We start from the raw sequence: 15663 nt of genomic DNA, 5'->3' as shown, positions 1-15663 counted from the left end.
CGTGAGCGCGGGTCTGGCGCCCTCAGGCACCTGGGGCGTCAGGCTCGCGTGCCGCTGGACCTGGCGGCGGAGCCTTCCGCGCGAGCGCCCCGCAACGAAGAACCCCGCTCCCTCCTTCGAGGGGGCGGGGTCCGTGAACCACGTCAGCGGCGCGGCGGCTACTTGTGCGCGTTCCGGTCCGCCTCGGACGCGGGCGCCTTGTCGGCGGGCACGTCGAAGAAGGCGCTGGGGCTGGCCGGACGCGACACGCTGTTCTCCAGCGTCTCCGGCACGGACGGCAGGGCCACCTGCGTCACCTGCGCCTTGGCTGCGGCCTCGGCCGCGAGCTTCGCGTTCTTGCGGCGGCGGTACAGGAAGTAGCCCACCGCCAGCACCGCCAGCGAGCCCATCACCACGACCTGGCCGTCCTTCAGCTTGCGGATGACCATGTCCAGCTCGCCACCGAAGTGGAACCCGAGCCACACGAACACCGGCGCGGACAGGAGCGCCGCCAGGCCGTCCCAGAAGATGAAGCGCCAGTAGGACATGTGGACGGAGCCCGCGGTGAAGTACGTCACCGCGCGCACGCCCGGCATGAAGCGGGCAATCATCACGATCTTCTGGCCGTGCGTGATGAAGAGTGATTCCACCTTCGCCCGCTTCTCCGGCGTGACGATCTTGGAGAAGAACCCTCCGCTCTTCGCCCCCGGGTCGCGCCCCAGCCGCGTGCCCAGCCGGCGCCCCGCCAGGTAGATGAGGCTGTCACCCACCAGGATGCCGAAGAACCCCACCGCCATCATCACCGGCAGGTTCGCCGCGCCCTTGTGCGCCAGGAACCCACCGAGGATGAGCGAGATATCCTCCGGCAGCGGCACGCCCAAGCCGCACGCCACCAGGATGGAGAACACCGTCAGGTAGGCGAAGAGGCCCTGGGAGTCACCGAGCAGGTTGGTAAGCAGTTCTTCCACGCGTCGTTCCGTCCAATCACGTCCGAAGGGCCGCTCGGCAACCACCCGGGCCAGCCCGTCCATCACCCAGCCATCAACCGGGTGCGGCAGTTGAAAACTCCGGCCGCCCAGCTTCCCACCTCAAGCGCCCGAGCCCCATCACGAAAGCCCTGGGGCGTATGTCTATCCCCACCCACAGTGTGCGACAGCCTGGGAGCCCGGGGGGGCTCCAGGCAAGCACAGTAACCACCTCCGGTGCGGGTGGCAGGGTCTTGGGTGCTTTCCGGCCTCCCGGCAGGAGCCCGGAGCCACCTGTCCGACAGCCGGTCAGGTTCCCGGGGCCCGCGCCACGAGCGTGCGCAGCATGTCCCGGTTGTCCCGGGCCTTCGCGCCGAAGTGGCTGACAATGCCCATCAGCAGCTTGATGCAGGCCTGCGGCTTCGCCGCGAGCAGCTTCTGGAAGTCCGCAGCGCGGATCTCCAGCGCCAGCACGTCCGTCTGCGCGGTGGCGGAGCACAGCCGCTCACCCTTCTGCACCAGCGCCAGCTCCCCCAGGGGCTCGCCGACGGTGACCTCCCCCAGCGGGATGTCCTCGCCCGACGGGCTCCGGGCGCTCAGCCGCACGGTGCCCTCGCCGACGATGAGGAGCGAGTCCCCCGGCTTGCCCTCGGTGAACAGCGCCGTCCCCTTGGGGAAGGCGCGCGACACGGCGGCCCCCGCGAAGATGGAGATGCCGGTGTCGGTGAAGCCCTTGAAGAGCGGACAGGCCTTCAGGGTCGTCTCGGGCACGAGAGCCATGGGGGTGTTCCTAACACGCACAACGCGGCCGCGTCAGCGGCTGGCGCGGTGTTCGGCGGCGGTGTGCACGTAGTGGAGGGCGGACTGGATCAGGAACTCGCGCTCGCCGTCGTGGAGGGGGCGCTTCACCTTGCCGGGCGAGCCCACCACCAGCGTGCCCGGGGGAATCTTCGTCCCGGGCGTCAGCAGCGTGCCGGCGCCGATGATGCAGTCGTCCCCCACCTCCACGCCGTCCATCAGGATGGCGCCCATGCCCACCAGCACCCGGTGGCCCACGACGCACCCGTGGAGGATGACCCGGTGGCCCACCGTGCAGTCGTCGCCCACCGTCGTGGAGTCACCCTGGCTGGTGACGTGCACCATGGTGAGGTCCTGGATGTTGGTGCGCTTGCCAATGCGGATGGAGTTCACGTCTCCGCGCAGCACGGAGTTGAACCAGATGGACGAGTCCTCGCCCAGCTCCACGTCGCCCACCACCTGGGCGGAGTCCTCGATGAAGCAGCTCGGGTGGACGCGGGGAGACACCCCGCGAAACGGCTTCAACGGCATGGGAGTACCTCCGACGGCGGGACAGCGGCGGAAAGTGTCAGGCCTCCGCCGGCACATGCAGCGGCACGGGCAGCTCCACCGGCGGCGGCGTCACGGTGGGCGCCTGGAGCATCGCCACCTGCTTGCCCGCGAGCTGGTTGGGCGTGGCGCGCTCCACGTGCACCTTCACGATGGAGCCCGCCGGAGCGTCGCCCTCGAAGTTCACGGTGCGGTTCTCCGGCGTGCGGCCGAAGCGCTTGGTGGCGTCGTAGCGCGAGCGGCCCTCGACGAGCACCTCCACGTCCAGCCCCACCTGCGCCTGGGTGTACTCGCCGCTGATGCGCCGCTGCAGCTTCTGCAGCCGCTCCAGCCGGGCCACCTTCACCTCGTGCGGGATGGGGCCCCAGTCCTTCTCGCGCAGCGCGGCGCCCGTCTTGGGGCGCGGGCTGTACACGAAGGAGAACTGGTTGTCGTACTTCACCCGCTCGGTGAGCTGCATCGTCATCTCGAACTCTTCCTCGGTCTCACCGGGGAAGCCCACGATGATGTCCGTGGTGATGGCGATGCCGGGCCGCGCGGCGCGCAGCTTCTCCAGCCGCTCCATGTACTGCTCGACGGTGTAGTCGCGGCGCATCATCTTCAGGATGCGGTCGCTGCCGCACTGCACCGGCAGGTGGAAGTGCGGGGCGATCTTCGGCTGCACGCGGAAGGCTTCGATGAGCTCGTCCGACAGGTCGTGCGGGTGGCTCGTCGTGAAGCGCACGCGCTCGATGCCCGGCACCTCCGCGGTGCGCAGCAGCAGCTGCGCGAAGCTGATGCCGCCCTGGTACGAGTTGACGTTCTGGCCGATGAGCGTGACTTCGCGCACGCCCACGCCCGCCAGGTCCGCCACCTCGTTGAGGACCTCCGGGAAGTTGCGGCTGACTTCACGGCCACGGGTGTGCGGGACGATGCAGAACGAGCAGACGTTGTCGCAGCCCTTCATCACCGTGACGAACTCGGACACCTTGCCGCGGGACGTCTCCGCGTCGGCGCGCGGGAAGACGTACTCCTCGGAGTCCACGAAGGCCGTCTCCACCACGCGCTCGCGGGCGTCCTGCACGCGGGCGATGACCTCCGGCAGCTTCGCGATGTTGTCCGGGCCGAAGACGAAGTCCAGGTACGGGACCTTCTTCAGCAGCTTGTCCTTCTCCTGCTGGGCCACGCAGCCGCCCACGCCCAGGATGGCGCCGCGGCTGGCCTTCACGGCGCGGTAGCGCCCCAGCGCGGACAGCATCTTGTCCTCGGCCTTCTCCCGGATGGAGCAGGTGTTGAGGATGATGAGGTCCGCGTTGTCCGCCTCGGGCGTGGGGACGTAGGACATCTTCGACAACGCCTCGCTCATGCGGAGCGAGTCGTTGACGTTCATCTGGCAGCCGAAGGTGTGGATGAAGTAGCGCTTCATGGGTGGGCCTTGAAGGAAAACGGGCCGTTATGGAACGCCCGGACGCGGAATGCAACCGGGCGGACACGCGGGGTCATCCCCGGCTGAGCACCTTCGTGAGCCGGGTGTGCAGGGCCAGCAGCTCCGGCTCGCGCTCCCGGAGCAGGGCCACCGTCTCCACCCCGTACCGGCGGCCCAGGGCGTCCGTCTCCCGCTCCTGCTTCACCAGCTCGTCCTGGACGCGCTTCTTCACCTCGTCCACCTCCGGCCCGGAGCGGGACTCCAGCTCCGTCAGCTTCGAGCGCAGCCGCTGCACGGTCCACCGCCGGCCGCCAAAGGCCCGGAGGACGGCGCTCCCCCACTCCGCCGCCTTCACGTCCAGGCCGCTCGTCTCCAGCGCCGCCTTCGCCGCGCCGGCCATGGCCTCCGGGCTTGCGTCCGCCTCCACGTGCGCCAGGAAGGTCTCCTGGTAGCGGACCAGCTGGTCGAGCAGCGCCTTGTCCACCGGGCGGGACGCCATGCGCAGCGTGCGGTCGTCGGCGGCGTCGAAGTCCGGACCGGTCTCCACGTTGGGGACGTCCTGGTAGTCGTCGAAGAAGGACGGGGCCATGGGGGCGCTCCTCGGGTGCGAAAGGGTTTTCAGACGGGGACGAGCTGTTCCGCGATGCGGGCCAGGTCCGACACGGAGGTGACGACGACGGCCTGGGTGCAGTGCTTCTCGTAGGTGAGCATCTCGCTGTCGCCGATGCCCCAGTTGCCCCGGTCCTCGGGGCAGATCCACAGCACGCGCTTGGCCTTGCGCTTCAGGTCCTTCAGGGCCCAGGCGTTGCTCGCGTTGTAGTTGTTGCGGCCGTCGCCAATGATCATCACGGTGGTGCGGCGCGTGATGCTGCCCAGGTGGTCGCGCGTGAAGTCCGCCAGCGCACGGCCGTAGTTGGAGTTCGCGCTCATGGACACGGTGCGCCCGGCGGTCGCCGCGTCAATGGCCTCGCTCACGTCCAGGTCCTTGAAGAACTGGGTGACTTCACCCACGTCGGACACGAAGACGAACGAGCGCACGCGCACGAACAGCGACTGCAGCGTGTGCATGAACAGCAGCATCATCCGGGACGCGTTGCGCACGGAGTCGGACACGTCGCAGAGCACCACCAGCTCCGGGCGCTCCGGCCGGCGGGTGCGGAACATGGGCACCATGGGCACACCGTCCCACGGCATGTTCCGGCGCAGCGTGCGCTGCACGTTGAGCGACCCGCGCCGGTGCGAGCGCTGCTTGCGGATCATCCGGCTCTTGAGCTTCTCCGCCAGCGTGCGGACGGCGGCCTCCATCTGGTCCACCTCCGCCTGCGTGAGCAGGTGCAGCGGCTTCTCCGTGACGGTGTCCGTGCGGCGGCGGATGCGAGCCTCGGACTGGCGCTTCACCTCCGCGCGAGCGGCGTCTTCAATCTTGCGCATCGCCGCGGCCACGTGGCGCGAGACGATCTCCACCCCTTCCGCATGGAGCCCGCGAGCCTTCAGCTCGTCCTCCAGCGACTTCAAGTCAGAGCGCGCGCGCTCCATGCCCGCACCCGCGAGCATCCGCCGCGTGAAGAACCCCGTCTGCAGCGGGCTCTCCAGCTGTCCCAGGTCCAGCTGGAGCGACGCCTGGCGGAAGATCTGCGCCAGCCGCGCGCGGTCGCCCGCGAGGATGGCCTGGGCCAGCGGGGACATCTCCGGAGCCAGCAGGTTCATCTGGTAGATGACCATCTTCAAGAGGTCGCCTTCGAGATAGCCCTCTTCCTCCAGCTGCTTCGCCAGCGACTTGTCGATGGCCTCGAACGTGCGGGCCGCGCCGGAGAAGAAGAAGTCGAACGCGCGGCGGAAGGTCTCCACGTCCAGCTCGCGCTTCACCAGCGTGGTGCGCAGGACGGAGCGGAACAGCGCGCGGTCCGTGACGCCCACCTCGGCGGTGGCTCGCAGGGCGTCCTGCACCTCGGACGTGCTGACGCGGACGCCGTTCTGGCGAAGCACCTCCGCGAACTCGACGATGCGCGCGTCCATGGCGTCAGGCCTCCCGTTCGAAGGACATCACCGCTTCCACGTGGTGCGTCTGCGGGAACATGTCCACCACCTGGAGCGCCACGGGCTTGTAACCGGCCTCCACCAGCCCCGCCGCGTCACGCGCCAGCGAGGCCGGGTCGCACGCCACGTACACGACCCGGCGCACGTTCAGCGCGCGCATCCACTTCGCCAGCCCCGGCGCCCCCGCCCGAGGCGGATCCGCGAGGCACAGGTCGAACGAACGGCCCTCCGCCACCAGCCCGTCGCACACCTTGCGCGCGTCGCCCTGGACGAAGCGCACGTTGGCCACGCTGCCCTCGCGAGCACTCCGCTGCGCCAGCTCCACGCCCACCGGGGACGACTCCACGCCCAGCACCGACCCGGCCGTGCCGGCCAGCGGGAAGGTGAAGTTGCCGTTGCCGGAGTACAGCTCCAGCACGGAGTCCGTCTCCTTCGCGCCCAGCTCGTACAGGGCCGCGGTGACGAGCCCCACGTTGGCCTCCGCGTGCGCCTGGGCGAACGCATCCGGCCGCAGGTACACCGGCACCTCGGGGCGCAGCGGAGACAGCGAGCGTAGCACCGGCCGGCCAATGAGCCGCGCAGAGCCCTCCTTCGGCACCAGCACCGCGCCCTCCAGCCGCAGCGCCCGCACCGCGGCCTCCGCCGCCTCCAGGTGCCGCGCCGTCACCGGGCCGCCCAGGTTCACCGCGAACGCAGCCTTGTCGCCCTCGGCGAGCAGCAGCACCTCCTCGGTGTCCTTGGCCAGCGGCTTGAGCAGCGGGGCCAGCTTCCCGGGCAGCGCGGAGAGCACCGGCGTGAGCGCGGGGCAGACGTCGATGGGGATGCGCTCATGGGTGCGCCGGCCGAAGTAGCCGAGCGCCCCCTTCCCCGCCCCGTGCAGCACCGCGCGGCGGCGGTAGCCCCAGTCGCGAGGCGCCACCATCAGCGGCCGCACGGTGAAGGCCGTTCGCTTCAGGTGGCCCAGGTGCTCCAGGGTGGAGAGGACGATCTCCTGCTTCGCCGACCGCTGCGCCGGCACCGCCAGCTCCAGCCAGTCGCAGCCGCCGCACGCGTCGGAGTACACGCAGCGCGACGCCACGCGCTCCGCCCCGTCCGTCAGCACCTGCCGCAGCTGGCCGCGCAGCACCTTCCCCTGGGCCTCCAGGTGGACGCGCACGGTGTCGCCGGGGAACGCGCCGGGAACGAAGACGGTGCGCCCCTCCCACTGGGCCACGCCCTCCCCGAGCTGTCCCAGCCGTTCAATCGTCAGTTCAATGGGGGCTTCGGGCAGCGTCGTCATCGCAGGCGCACTCGTGGGGGCCGCCTGGGTGGGGCCGCCCTACTTCCGGGTCGCACTGCCACGCTCGTCCGCCGGCAGGGCTTCCCGCAGGCGCTCCACGAACGCTTCGATGCGCGACCGCTTCTCGTCGTCAACGTCCAGGAACTCCACCGCCATCCCCGGCACCTCGGAGCCCGGTGTCCCCTGGGCGTTGGTGCGGGTCACCTTCCCCGACAGGTCCACCGGGAAGCTGGCCCCCGGCAGCGACACCAGCAGGCGCACCACCGTGCCCACCGGCAGCGGCTGCTGCGTGTTGATGTAGAGCCCGCCGCGCGACAGGTTCACCGCCCAGTCCGTCACGAAGCCCGCCACCGTGCGGTACGCCACGGGCAGCTCGTGGTCGATGCGGTGCGCGCGGGGCGCGGGGACGGGCTTCTCCGAAGTGTCGGCCATGAGGTGCTCCGTTCCCCGCGGGGAAGGTGGCTTCCGTCCGCCTCCAAGAATTGGCGGGGAGACGGAAGCGCACCCTAGCACCCTACGTCAGGCGGGAAACTTCATCTCGCGCAGGTCGGGCGCGATCTTCAGCTTCGGCTCGGTGAGCTGCTGCACCCGTTCCACCGTCAGTCCGGGCGCCAGCTCCCGGAGGACCAGGCCCTCCGGCGTCACGTCGATGAACGCGTGGTCCGTGACGATGTGGTGCACGCACTTGAGGCCGGTCAGCGGCAGCGAGCACTTCTTCAAAATCTTGGGCTGCCCGTCCTTGTTGGCGTGCTCCATGGCCACGTAGATGCGCTTGGCACCCACGGCCAGGTCCATGGCGCCGCCCATGCCCTTCACCATCTTGCCGGGGATCATCCAGTTGGCCAGGTCACCCTCTTCGCTGACCTCCATGGCGCCCAGCACGGCCAGGTCGATGTGGCCGCCGCGGATCATCCCGAAGGACAGCGCGGAGTCGAAGAAGGCGGAGCCCTTCATCACCGTCACCGTCTCCTTGCCCGCGTTGATGAGGTCCGGGTCCTCGCTCCCCTCCTCCGGATACGGCCCGATGCCGAGCAGGCCGTTCTCCGACTGGAGCACCACCTCCACCCCGGGCGGGATGTAGTTGGGGACGAGCGTGGGGATGCCGATGCCCAGGTTGACGTAGAAGCCGTCCTTGAGCTCCTGGGCGATGCGCTGCGCGATCTGTTCACGAGTCAGGGGCATGGCTCAGGACGCCTTCTTGCGGACGGTCCGCCGCTCGATCCACTTCTGGAGGTTCTGCGCCTGCACGATGCGGTGCACGAAGATGCTCGGGATGTGCACCTGATCCGGGTCCAGCTCTCCCGGCTGCACGATGTGCTCCGCCTCCACGATGGTGACCTTGGCGGCCATGCACATCATGGGAGAGAAGTTCCGGGCCGTCTTGTGGAACACCAGGTTGCCCCAGGTGTCCGCCTTCCACGCGTGGACGATGGCGAAGTCGGCCTTCAGCGGCGTCTCCAGGACGTGGAGCCGCCCGTCGATCATGCGCGACTCCTTGCCCTCCGCCACCTGGGTGCCCGCGCCCGTCGGCGTGAAGAACCCGCCGATGCCGCAGCCGCCAGCGCGGATGCGCTCGGCGAGCGTGCCCTGCGGGTTGAGCTCCACCTCCAGCTCACCGGAGAGGAACTGCCGCTCGAACTCCTTGTTCTCCCCCACGTAGCTGGCGACCATCTTCTTCACCTGCTTGTTCTGCAGGAGGATGCCCAGCCCCAGCTCCGTGGTGCCGCAGTTGTTGGAGATGATGGTGAGGCCCCGCACGTTCTTCTTGTGCAGGGCCGTGATGAGGTTCTCGGGGTTGCCGCACAGCCCGAACCCACCACTCATGAGGGTGATGTTGTCCGGGATGTCGGCGACCGCCTCATCCGCGCTCGCGTAGACCTTGTTCATGCGGGCGGTGTCCTTAGCGCTCGACCATCAGCGCGATGCCTTCGCCGCCGCCAATGCAGAGCGACGCCACGCCGCGCTTCTTGTCCTGGTCCTTCATCGTCTGGAGCAGCGTGACGAGCACGCGCGTGCCGGACGCGCCAATCGGGTGGCCCAGCACCACCGCGCCGCCGCGCACGTTCACCTTGGAGGGCTCCAGGCCGAGGATGCGGTTGTTGGCGATGGACACCACGGAGAAGGCCTCGTTGATCTCCCAGAGGTCCACGTCCTTGGCGGTGATGTTCTGCTTCTTGAGCAGCGCGTTGATGGCGTCCGCCGGCGCGATGGTGAACTCCACCGGCTTGCGGGCGGCCTGCGCGTAGCCCTTGATGCGGCCCAGGATGGTGCGGCCTTCCGCCTTCGCCCGCTCCTCGCTCATCAGCACCACGGCCGCGGCGCCGTCGTTGATGGAGGACGCGTTGGCGGCCGTCACCGTGCCGTCCTTCTTGAACACCGGCTTGAGGCCCGGGATCTTGTCCGGCTTGGCGTTCTTGGGGCCCTCGTCCTCGGAGACGGTGGTGAACTCATCCGGCTTCTTGCCCGGGATCTGCACGGGGACGATCTCCGCGGCGAACAGGCCTTCCTTCTGGGCCTGGATGGCGCGGCGCGTGGACTCCAGCGCGAACTCGTCCTGCTGCGCGCGGCTGATGTCCTGCGTGGTGGCACAGGCCTCCGCGCAGATGCCCATGTGGACGTTGTCGTACACGTCCCAGAGGCCGTCGTGGATCATCGCGTCCTTGAACTCCACGTTCCCCATGCGCGAGCCGCCGCGCATGGTGTGGCTGATGTAGGGCGCGTTGGACATGGACTCCATGCCACCCGCGACGACGACGTCCGCGTCACCCAGGGCGATGGACTGCGCCGCGGCGATGACCGTCTTGAGGCCGGAGCCACAGACCTTGTTGAGGGTGACGGCCGGCACGGACTCCGGGATGCCCGCGAAGATGGCGGCCTGACGGGCAGGCGCCTGGCCCACGCCGGCCTGGAGGACGTTGCCCATGATGACCTCCTGCACGGCCTCCGGCTTCACGCCCGCGCGCTCCAGCGCCGCCTTGATGGCGATGGCGCCCAGCTGGGGGGCGGTGAGCTTGGACAGCGCTCCCTGGAAGGAGCCGATGGGGGTACGGGCCGCGCCCACGATGACGACTTCACGAGCCATGGAACTGTCTCCTTGAGAGGGGAACCGGGAACCGCAGGGAAAGATTGGATGCGACTTATCACGGGCGGTTTCGGGCGAATCAAATGGAAACGGCCGGGCTCCCGCTTGGGAACCCGGCCGCTATTCACGTCAAGACGTTGGGCTGATTACTTCTTCAGCTTGGAGGCCATGACGTCGCCCAGGCGGGCCTTGGACCCTTCGGCCTGCTTGCGCAGGTACTCGCGGTAGTCCTCGCCCTCGCCGATGAGCGCCTTGATGGACAGGGCGACCTTGCGGTCCGGGGTGTTGATGTCGATGAGCTTGACCTCGACCTCCTGGCCCTCCTGCACCACGTCGCGGGGGTTCTCCACGCGCTCTTCCTTCAGCTCGGAGACGTGGACGAGGCCCTCGATGCCCGGCTCGATCTCCACGAACGCGCCGAAGTCGGTGACCTTGGTGACCTTGCCCTTCACGCGGCTGCCCACCGGCAGGCGCTCGGAGAGGGTCTCCCAGGGGTCCGGCTGGAGCTGCTTGATGCCCAGGCTGAAGCGCTCGTTCTCGACGTCGATGTTGAGGACCACCGCCTCGACCTCGTCGCCCTTCTTGAACATCTCGCCCGGGTGCTTGATGCGCTGGGTCCAGGAGATGTCGGACACGTGCACCAGGCCGTCCACGCCCTCCTCGACGCCGACGAACACGCCGAAGTCGGTGACGTTGCGGATCTGGCCCTTGATGACGGAGCCGATCGGGTACTTGTCCTCGAGCAGCGTCCAGGGGTTCTGCTCGATCTGCTTCATGCCCAGCGCGATGCGCTTGGCCTTCGGATCGATGTCGAGGACGACGGCCTCCACCGTCTGGCCGACCTCCAGGATCTTGGACGGGTGCTTGAGGCGCTTGGTCCAGGACATCTCGGACACGTGCACCAGGCCCTCCACGCCCTGCTCGATCTCGATGAACGCGCCGTAGTCCGTGATGGACACGACCTTGCCGGCGACGCGGGTCCCGACGGGGTACTTCTCGTCGGCGCGGTGCCACGGGTCCTCCTGGATCTGCTTGAGGCCCAGGCTGACGCGCTCCTGCGCGGGGTCGAACTTGAGGACGACGACGCGCACTTCGTCACCGACGTTGAACATCTCGCTGGGGTGACCGATGCGGCCCCAGGACATGTCGGTGATGTGGAGCAGGCCGTCGATGCCGCCGAGGTCGATGAAGGCGCCGTAGTCCGTGAGATTCTTGACCACGCCCTTGAGGACCGCACCCTCCTTGAGGTTCTTGAGGGTCTCCTTCTTCATCTCCTCGCGCTGCTTCTCCAGCAGCACGCGGCGAGAGAGGACGATGTTGCCGCGCTTCTTGTTGAACTTGATGACCTTGAACTCGAATTCCTTCGAGATGTACTGGTCAAGGTTGCGCACAGGGCGGATGTCGACCTGGGAGCCGGGGAGGAACGCCTTCACGCCGATGTCGACGGAGAGGCCGCCCTTCACGCGTCCGACGATGGTGCCCTTGACGATCTCATCACGCTCGCACGCGGCGGAGATCTCGTCCCAGATGCGCATCTTGTCGGCCTTCTCCTTGGAGAGGACGACCATGCCGGTGTCGTTCTCGCGGCTCTCCAGGAGGACCTCGACGGGGTCACCGGACTTGACGGTGACTTCCCCGCGGGGATTGGTGAACTCGGAGATCGGGACCTGACCCTCGGACTTGTAGCCGATGTCCACGATCGCGAAATCCTTCGTCACCTGCACGACCGTGCCCTTGACGATCTCGCCTTCCTTCAGGATTCCGTCGCCGCCACGCTCCTTGAGCGAGGCCTCGAACATCGCCGCGAAGTCTTCGTCACCGCCGTCGATCTGCTGGTTCACGTTCTGCTGCATGAAGTGGAAGTCCTTGGAACGGTACAACTGCCCCCTGTTGAGATGGGTGCGCGGCCGCCTGCGGGGAGCGACGGGAAACCGCGATTGTCCCTCGAACAGGGACGCAAGGCTGGTTGGAAGCCGCGCACCCTAGACACCGGAGTTTCCGGGAGTCAAGAGCAGCGCGGCACCAGGGTGGTGATCCGTGTTCTATGAACGGCCAGCCGGGTCCGCATCTGTCCTACCCTGCCGCCGCCCCCTGCCCGCTCGCCCCGTGTGGGACAGGCGGAGCGCTACCCTTCGCGCCGGAATGTCTCCCGGGCGATGACCATCCGCTGCACCTCGCTGGTGCCCTCGTAGATGGTCTGCACGCGGGCGTCCCGGAAGTAACGCTCGACGGGGAACTCGTCGATGTAGCCGTAGCCGCCGTGCAGCTGCACGGCCTTGTCCGCGACCTTGTTGCTCATCTCGCTGGCGAACAGCTTCGCCATGGAGGCCTCGCGGGTGAACGGCTGGCCGGCCTCCTTGAGGGCGGCGGCGCGCAGGGTGAGCAGCTCCGCCGCGTCCAGCTGTGTGCGCATGTCCGCCATCATGAAGCGCGGGGCCTGCAGGTCCGCCACGGCCTGCCCAAAGGCCTTGCGGTCCTTGGTGTAGGCGACGGCCGCCTCCAGCGCCGCGCGGCCGGTGCCGCACGCCTGCGCCGCGATGCCGATGCGCCCGCCGTCCAGCGCCATCATGGCCAGGCGGAACCCGTCGCCCTCCTTGCCCAGGAGGTTGGCCGCCGGCACTTCGCAGTCCTCGAAGGTGAGCCCCACGGTGTTGGACGCGCGCAGGCCCATCTTGTCCTCGTGCTTGCCCACGTGGAGGCCCTTGGCGCCGCCCTCCACGATGAAGCAGGACAGGCCCTTGTTGCCGGCCTGGCCCGTGCGGGCCCAGACGACGATGACGCCCGCGTAGGCGCCGGAGGTGATCCACTGCTTGCTGCCGTTGAGCACGTACACGTCGCCGCGCTTCACGGCGGTGGTGCGCATGGCGCCGGGGTCGGAGCCCGCGTGCGGCTCGCTCAGCGCGAACGCGCCGACGATGGCCTCACCCGACGTGATGCGCGGGACGTACTTCTCCCGCTGCGCGTCGTTGCCGGCCGCGTGGATGAGCTCCCCGCACATGTTGGTGACGGCCATGGCCACGGCCACGGAGGCGTCCGCGGCGGCCATCTCCATCATGGCCAGCGCGTAGGACACGACGCCCGCTTCCGCGCCGCCGTACTTCCCCGGCAGGTTCACGCCCAGCAGGCCCACCTCGGCCAGGGCCTTGAAGACTTCCGGGTCGAAGCGCTCCTCGCGGTCCGCGGCGCGGGCGTGCGGGGCCACGCGCTCGCGGGCGAACTTGCGCGCGGTGTCGCGGATGAGCGTCTGGGTCTCGGTGAGGTCGAAGTTCACGGGCGCGGGCGTCCTGTTGGGGGCTGGGCAGCCCTACTCGATGGCCTTGAGGTTGAACGGGTACTCGATGGGGTGGTCGCGGCCGTCCGGGGGCTTGGGGAAGTCCATGGACGACAGCACCGCCACCACGCAGTCGTTGAGGCCCGCGTCCTTCAGCGTGCTGCCGTACTTGTCCACCTTGGCGCTGCGCACGGTGCCCTCGGCGGTGATGGTGAAGGTGGTGAGCAGCTTGCCCTCCACCTTCTTGTCCTTCTCCACCATGGTGTCCTCGTAGCACTCCTGGATGCGAGGCATGTGGTGGGCCATCACCTGGCGGATGGAGTCCGGGGTGAAGGGCAGCTTGCTCACGTCCAGCCCGTCGTCCTTCTTGGGCGCGGGCGTCGTGGCGGGGGCCGTCTGGGCCGGGGCCTTCTTCTTCGACGTGCCCTGGGCGAGCGCCAGCGGGGCGCCAAGGCCCAGGGACAGGAACAGCACGGGGAGGAGCGCGCGCTTCATGGCCGGGTGACTACTCCTTGAGCAGGTTGGCGGAGATGACGATGCGCTGGATCTCGCTCGTCCCCTCGTAGATTTCGGTGATGCGCGCGTCGCGCACGTGGCGCTCGGCGTCCATCTCCTTGCTGTAGCCCATGCCGCCGTGGATCTGCAGGGCCTTGTTGGCCACGCGGCTGGCCATCTCGCTGGCGTAGAGCTTGGCCATGGCGCTCTCCGGGCTGTGGCGCATGCCCTTGTCCTTCATCAGCGCCGCGCGCCACACGAGCAGGCGGGCCGCGTCGATCTCCATGGCCATGTCGGCGATCATGAACTGGATGGCCTGGTGGTCGCGGATGGGCTTGCCGAACGTCTTGCGCTCACCGGAGTAGCGCACCGCCTCCTCGAAGGCCGCGCGCGCGATGCCCAGCGCCTGGGACGCGATGCCGATGCGGCCGCCGTCCAGGGTGGACATGGCGACCTTGAAGCCCTCGCCCTCCTTGCCCAGGCGGTACTTCTCCGGCACGCGCATGTCCTCGAAGAACATGGAGCAGGACCAGGCGGCGCTGATGCCCATCTTCTTGTCGGGCTCCGCGCGGGTGAATCCCGGCGTGTCGGTGGGGACCAGGAACGCGGTGATGCCCTTGTTGCCCGCTTCCTTGTTCGTCATCGTGATGAGGACGATGGCGTCGGCCTTGGGGCCGTTGGTGATCCAGTTCTTGGAGCCGTTGATGATGTACTCGTCGCCGCGCTTCACGGCGATGGTCTTCTGGGCGGCGGCGTCGCTGCCGGCCTCCGGCTCCGTCAGGCCGAAGCAGCCGATCTTCTGGCCGCTGGCGAAGGGCTTGAGGAACTGCTCCTTCTGCTCGGGGGTGCCGAACTTGGACACCGGGTCGCAGTAGAGCGAGTTGTTCACGCTCATGATGACGCCGGTGGAGGCGCAGCCGCGCGAAATCTCCTCCATGGCGATGGCGTAGCAGACGTTGTCCAGGCCCGCGCCGCCCCACTCCTCCGGCACCGCGATGCCCAGGAGCGACAGCTCCGCCAGCTTCTTCACCGCGTCCGTGGGCCACGCGTGCTGTTCGTCCCACTTGCGGGCGTTGGGGATGAGCTCCTTGGCGGCGAACTCGCGGCACAGCCGCTGGATCTCGCGCTGGATGTCGGTCAGCTCGAAGTTCATGGTGGACCTCCCATAGTACGGGGTCCGCCCCGGGGCTACTCCGAAGACGTCCCCCCGTCCCCGGGAGGAGGAATCCGGGTCCCAAAGAACATCGCGAGCGGCACCGTCACGTCGAAGGACACGTCCGTGCGAGCCCCCGCGTCCGTCCACGCCCTGCGCACCACCACCGACACCGTCCAGGGTTGGGTGTCCCGGTGCCGTTCAATCAGGTCGTAGGTGAGCCCCACGCCGGCCACCCCGCCCTTCCCGTCCCCGCCCCACACGCCCGCACCCTCGGCCAGCACGCCGAAGCGGTACGCATCCGGGAACGCATACGCGCGGGCCCCGGCGAGCAGCCGGAAGGTGGACGGCCGCAGCCGCAGCTGGGGCTCCACGAAGGGCGACAGGATGAGCGTGGGGCCCAATACGCCGGGTACGTCCAGGGGCGGCGTGGCCCACGGGTGGATGGGCCAGGAGAGCACCCAGTGGGCGCCGTCGCCCCACTCGCGGCGCAGGTCCGGGATGGCGGGCTCCAGGAAGCACAGCGTGTAGAGACACAGCGTGCGCTTCCAGGACACCAGGGCCGGGGCGCGGGGCTCACGCTCCTCGGCCCGGGCCGGCGGCGCGGCCAGGAAGCACAGCAGGCTCCCGGCCGCGACCGCGTGCTTCAC

The 15663-nt window shown here is 68.8% G+C and carries 16 protein-coding genes; all 16 read right to left on the bottom strand.

Annotated elements, in window-relative coordinates; all coding sequences use genetic code 11:
• Positions 1–158: 158 nt before the first annotated feature.
• A complete protein-coding gene (locus NR792_RS07970) occupies positions 159–947 on the bottom strand; it encodes a DedA family protein (protein ID WP_375759472.1) in 789 nt (262 codons plus the stop codon).
• A gap of 306 nt (positions 948–1253) precedes the next feature.
• A complete protein-coding gene (locus NR792_RS07965; RefSeq protein ID WP_375759471.1) occupies positions 1254–1724 on the bottom strand; it encodes a cyclic nucleotide-binding domain-containing protein in 471 nt (156 codons plus the stop codon).
• A 33-nt stretch (positions 1725–1757) separates the two neighbouring features.
• Positions 1758–2273, bottom strand: a complete 516-nt coding sequence (locus NR792_RS07960) for a gamma carbonic anhydrase family protein (protein WP_375759470.1) — start codon at positions 2271–2273, stop codon at positions 1758–1760.
• 37 nt (positions 2274–2310) lie between these two features.
• Positions 2311–3696, bottom strand: coding sequence for a tRNA (N6-isopentenyl adenosine(37)-C2)-methylthiotransferase MiaB (gene miaB, locus NR792_RS07955; protein ID WP_375759469.1), 1386 nt, complete (start codon positions 3694–3696; stop codon positions 2311–2313).
• A 73-nt stretch (positions 3697–3769) separates the two neighbouring features.
• The gene (locus NR792_RS07950; protein ID WP_375759468.1) at positions 3770–4285 is read right to left on the bottom strand and encodes a hypothetical protein; all 516 of its coding nucleotides are present in this window, start codon (positions 4283–4285) and stop codon (positions 3770–3772) included.
• A 29-nt stretch (positions 4286–4314) separates the two neighbouring features.
• A complete protein-coding gene (locus NR792_RS07945; RefSeq protein WP_375759467.1) occupies positions 4315–5712 on the bottom strand; it encodes a VWA domain-containing protein in 1398 nt (465 codons plus the stop codon).
• 4 nt (positions 5713–5716) lie between these two features.
• Entirely contained in the window at positions 5717–7012 is a 1296-nt protein-coding gene (locus NR792_RS07940) for a class I SAM-dependent RNA methyltransferase (RefSeq protein ID WP_375759466.1), read from the bottom strand.
• Between the two features lie 39 nt (positions 7013–7051).
• Positions 7052–7444 carry a TIGR02266 family protein gene (locus tag NR792_RS07935; RefSeq protein ID WP_375759465.1) on the bottom strand — a complete coding sequence of 131 codons (393 nt, stop codon included), beginning with the start codon at positions 7442–7444 and terminating at the stop codon, positions 7052–7054.
• An 87-nt stretch (positions 7445–7531) separates the two neighbouring features.
• The gene (locus NR792_RS07930; RefSeq protein WP_375759464.1) at positions 7532–8194 is read right to left on the bottom strand and encodes a CoA transferase subunit B; all 663 of its coding nucleotides are present in this window, start codon (positions 8192–8194) and stop codon (positions 7532–7534) included.
• Positions 8195–8197: 3 nt separating this feature from the next.
• Positions 8198–8899, bottom strand: coding sequence for a CoA transferase subunit A (locus NR792_RS07925; protein ID WP_375759463.1), 702 nt, complete (start codon positions 8897–8899; stop codon positions 8198–8200).
• 13 nt (positions 8900–8912) lie between these two features.
• Positions 8913–10094, bottom strand: coding sequence for a thiolase family protein (locus tag NR792_RS07920; protein WP_375759462.1), 1182 nt, complete (start codon positions 10092–10094; stop codon positions 8913–8915).
• 146 nt (positions 10095–10240) lie between these two features.
• The gene (locus NR792_RS07915) at positions 10241–11947 is read right to left on the bottom strand and encodes a 30S ribosomal protein S1 (protein ID WP_014397002.1); all 1707 of its coding nucleotides are present in this window, start codon (positions 11945–11947) and stop codon (positions 10241–10243) included.
• Positions 11948–12219: 272 nt separating this feature from the next.
• Entirely contained in the window at positions 12220–13365 is a 1146-nt protein-coding gene (locus tag NR792_RS07910; protein WP_375759461.1) for an acyl-CoA dehydrogenase family protein, read from the bottom strand.
• Positions 13366–13398: 33 nt separating this feature from the next.
• A complete protein-coding gene (locus tag NR792_RS07905) occupies positions 13399–13860 on the bottom strand; it encodes an AgmX/PglI C-terminal domain-containing protein (RefSeq protein ID WP_375759460.1) in 462 nt (153 codons plus the stop codon).
• A 10-nt stretch (positions 13861–13870) separates the two neighbouring features.
• The gene (locus NR792_RS07900) at positions 13871–15013 is read right to left on the bottom strand and encodes an acyl-CoA dehydrogenase (RefSeq protein WP_375759459.1); all 1143 of its coding nucleotides are present in this window, start codon (positions 15011–15013) and stop codon (positions 13871–13873) included.
• 35 nt (positions 15014–15048) lie between these two features.
• Positions 15049–15663, bottom strand: coding sequence for a hypothetical protein (locus tag NR792_RS07895; protein WP_375759458.1), 615 nt, complete (start codon positions 15661–15663; stop codon positions 15049–15051).

The sequence above is a fragment of the Corallococcus exercitus genome (assembly GCF_042231735.1).
GTDB lineage: Bacteria > Myxococcota > Myxococcia > Myxococcales > Myxococcaceae > Corallococcus > Corallococcus exercitus_B.
Note: the sequence above shows the minus strand (reverse complement) of the source record. Positions and strands in the feature narration are given on the sequence as shown.

Coding starts and splice junctions, on each gene's coding strand:
- NR792_RS07965 (WP_375759471.1), bottom strand. CDS start 1,724: ATGGCTCTCGTGCCCGAGACGACCCTGAAGGCCTGTCCGCTCTTCAAG.
- NR792_RS07960 (WP_375759470.1), bottom strand. CDS start 2,273: ATGCCGTTGAAGCCGTTTCGCGGGGTGTCTCCCCGCGTCCACCCGAGC.
- miaB (WP_375759469.1), bottom strand. CDS start 3,696: ATGAAGCGCTACTTCATCCACACCTTCGGCTGCCAGATGAACGTCAAC.
- NR792_RS07950 (WP_375759468.1), bottom strand. CDS start 4,285: ATGGCCCCGTCCTTCTTCGACGACTACCAGGACGTCCCCAACGTGGAG.
- NR792_RS07945 (WP_375759467.1), bottom strand. CDS start 5,712: ATGGACGCGCGCATCGTCGAGTTCGCGGAGGTGCTTCGCCAGAACGGC.
- NR792_RS07940 (WP_375759466.1), bottom strand. CDS start 7,012: ATGACGACGCTGCCCGAAGCCCCCATTGAACTGACGATTGAACGGCTG.
- NR792_RS07935 (WP_375759465.1), bottom strand. CDS start 7,444: ATGGCCGACACTTCGGAGAAGCCCGTCCCCGCGCCCCGCGCGCACCGC.
- NR792_RS07930 (WP_375759464.1), bottom strand. CDS start 8,194: ATGCCCCTGACTCGTGAACAGATCGCGCAGCGCATCGCCCAGGAGCTC.
- NR792_RS07925 (WP_375759463.1), bottom strand. CDS start 8,899: ATGAACAAGGTCTACGCGAGCGCGGATGAGGCGGTCGCCGACATCCCG.
- NR792_RS07920 (WP_375759462.1), bottom strand. CDS start 10,094: ATGGCTCGTGAAGTCGTCATCGTGGGCGCGGCCCGTACCCCCATCGGC.
- NR792_RS07915 (WP_014397002.1), bottom strand. CDS start 11,947: ATGCAGCAGAACGTGAACCAGCAGATCGACGGCGGTGACGAAGACTTC.
- NR792_RS07905 (WP_375759460.1), bottom strand. CDS start 13,860: ATGAAGCGCGCGCTCCTCCCCGTGCTGTTCCTGTCCCTGGGCCTTGGC.
- NR792_RS07900 (WP_375759459.1), bottom strand. CDS start 15,013: ATGAACTTCGAGCTGACCGACATCCAGCGCGAGATCCAGCGGCTGTGC.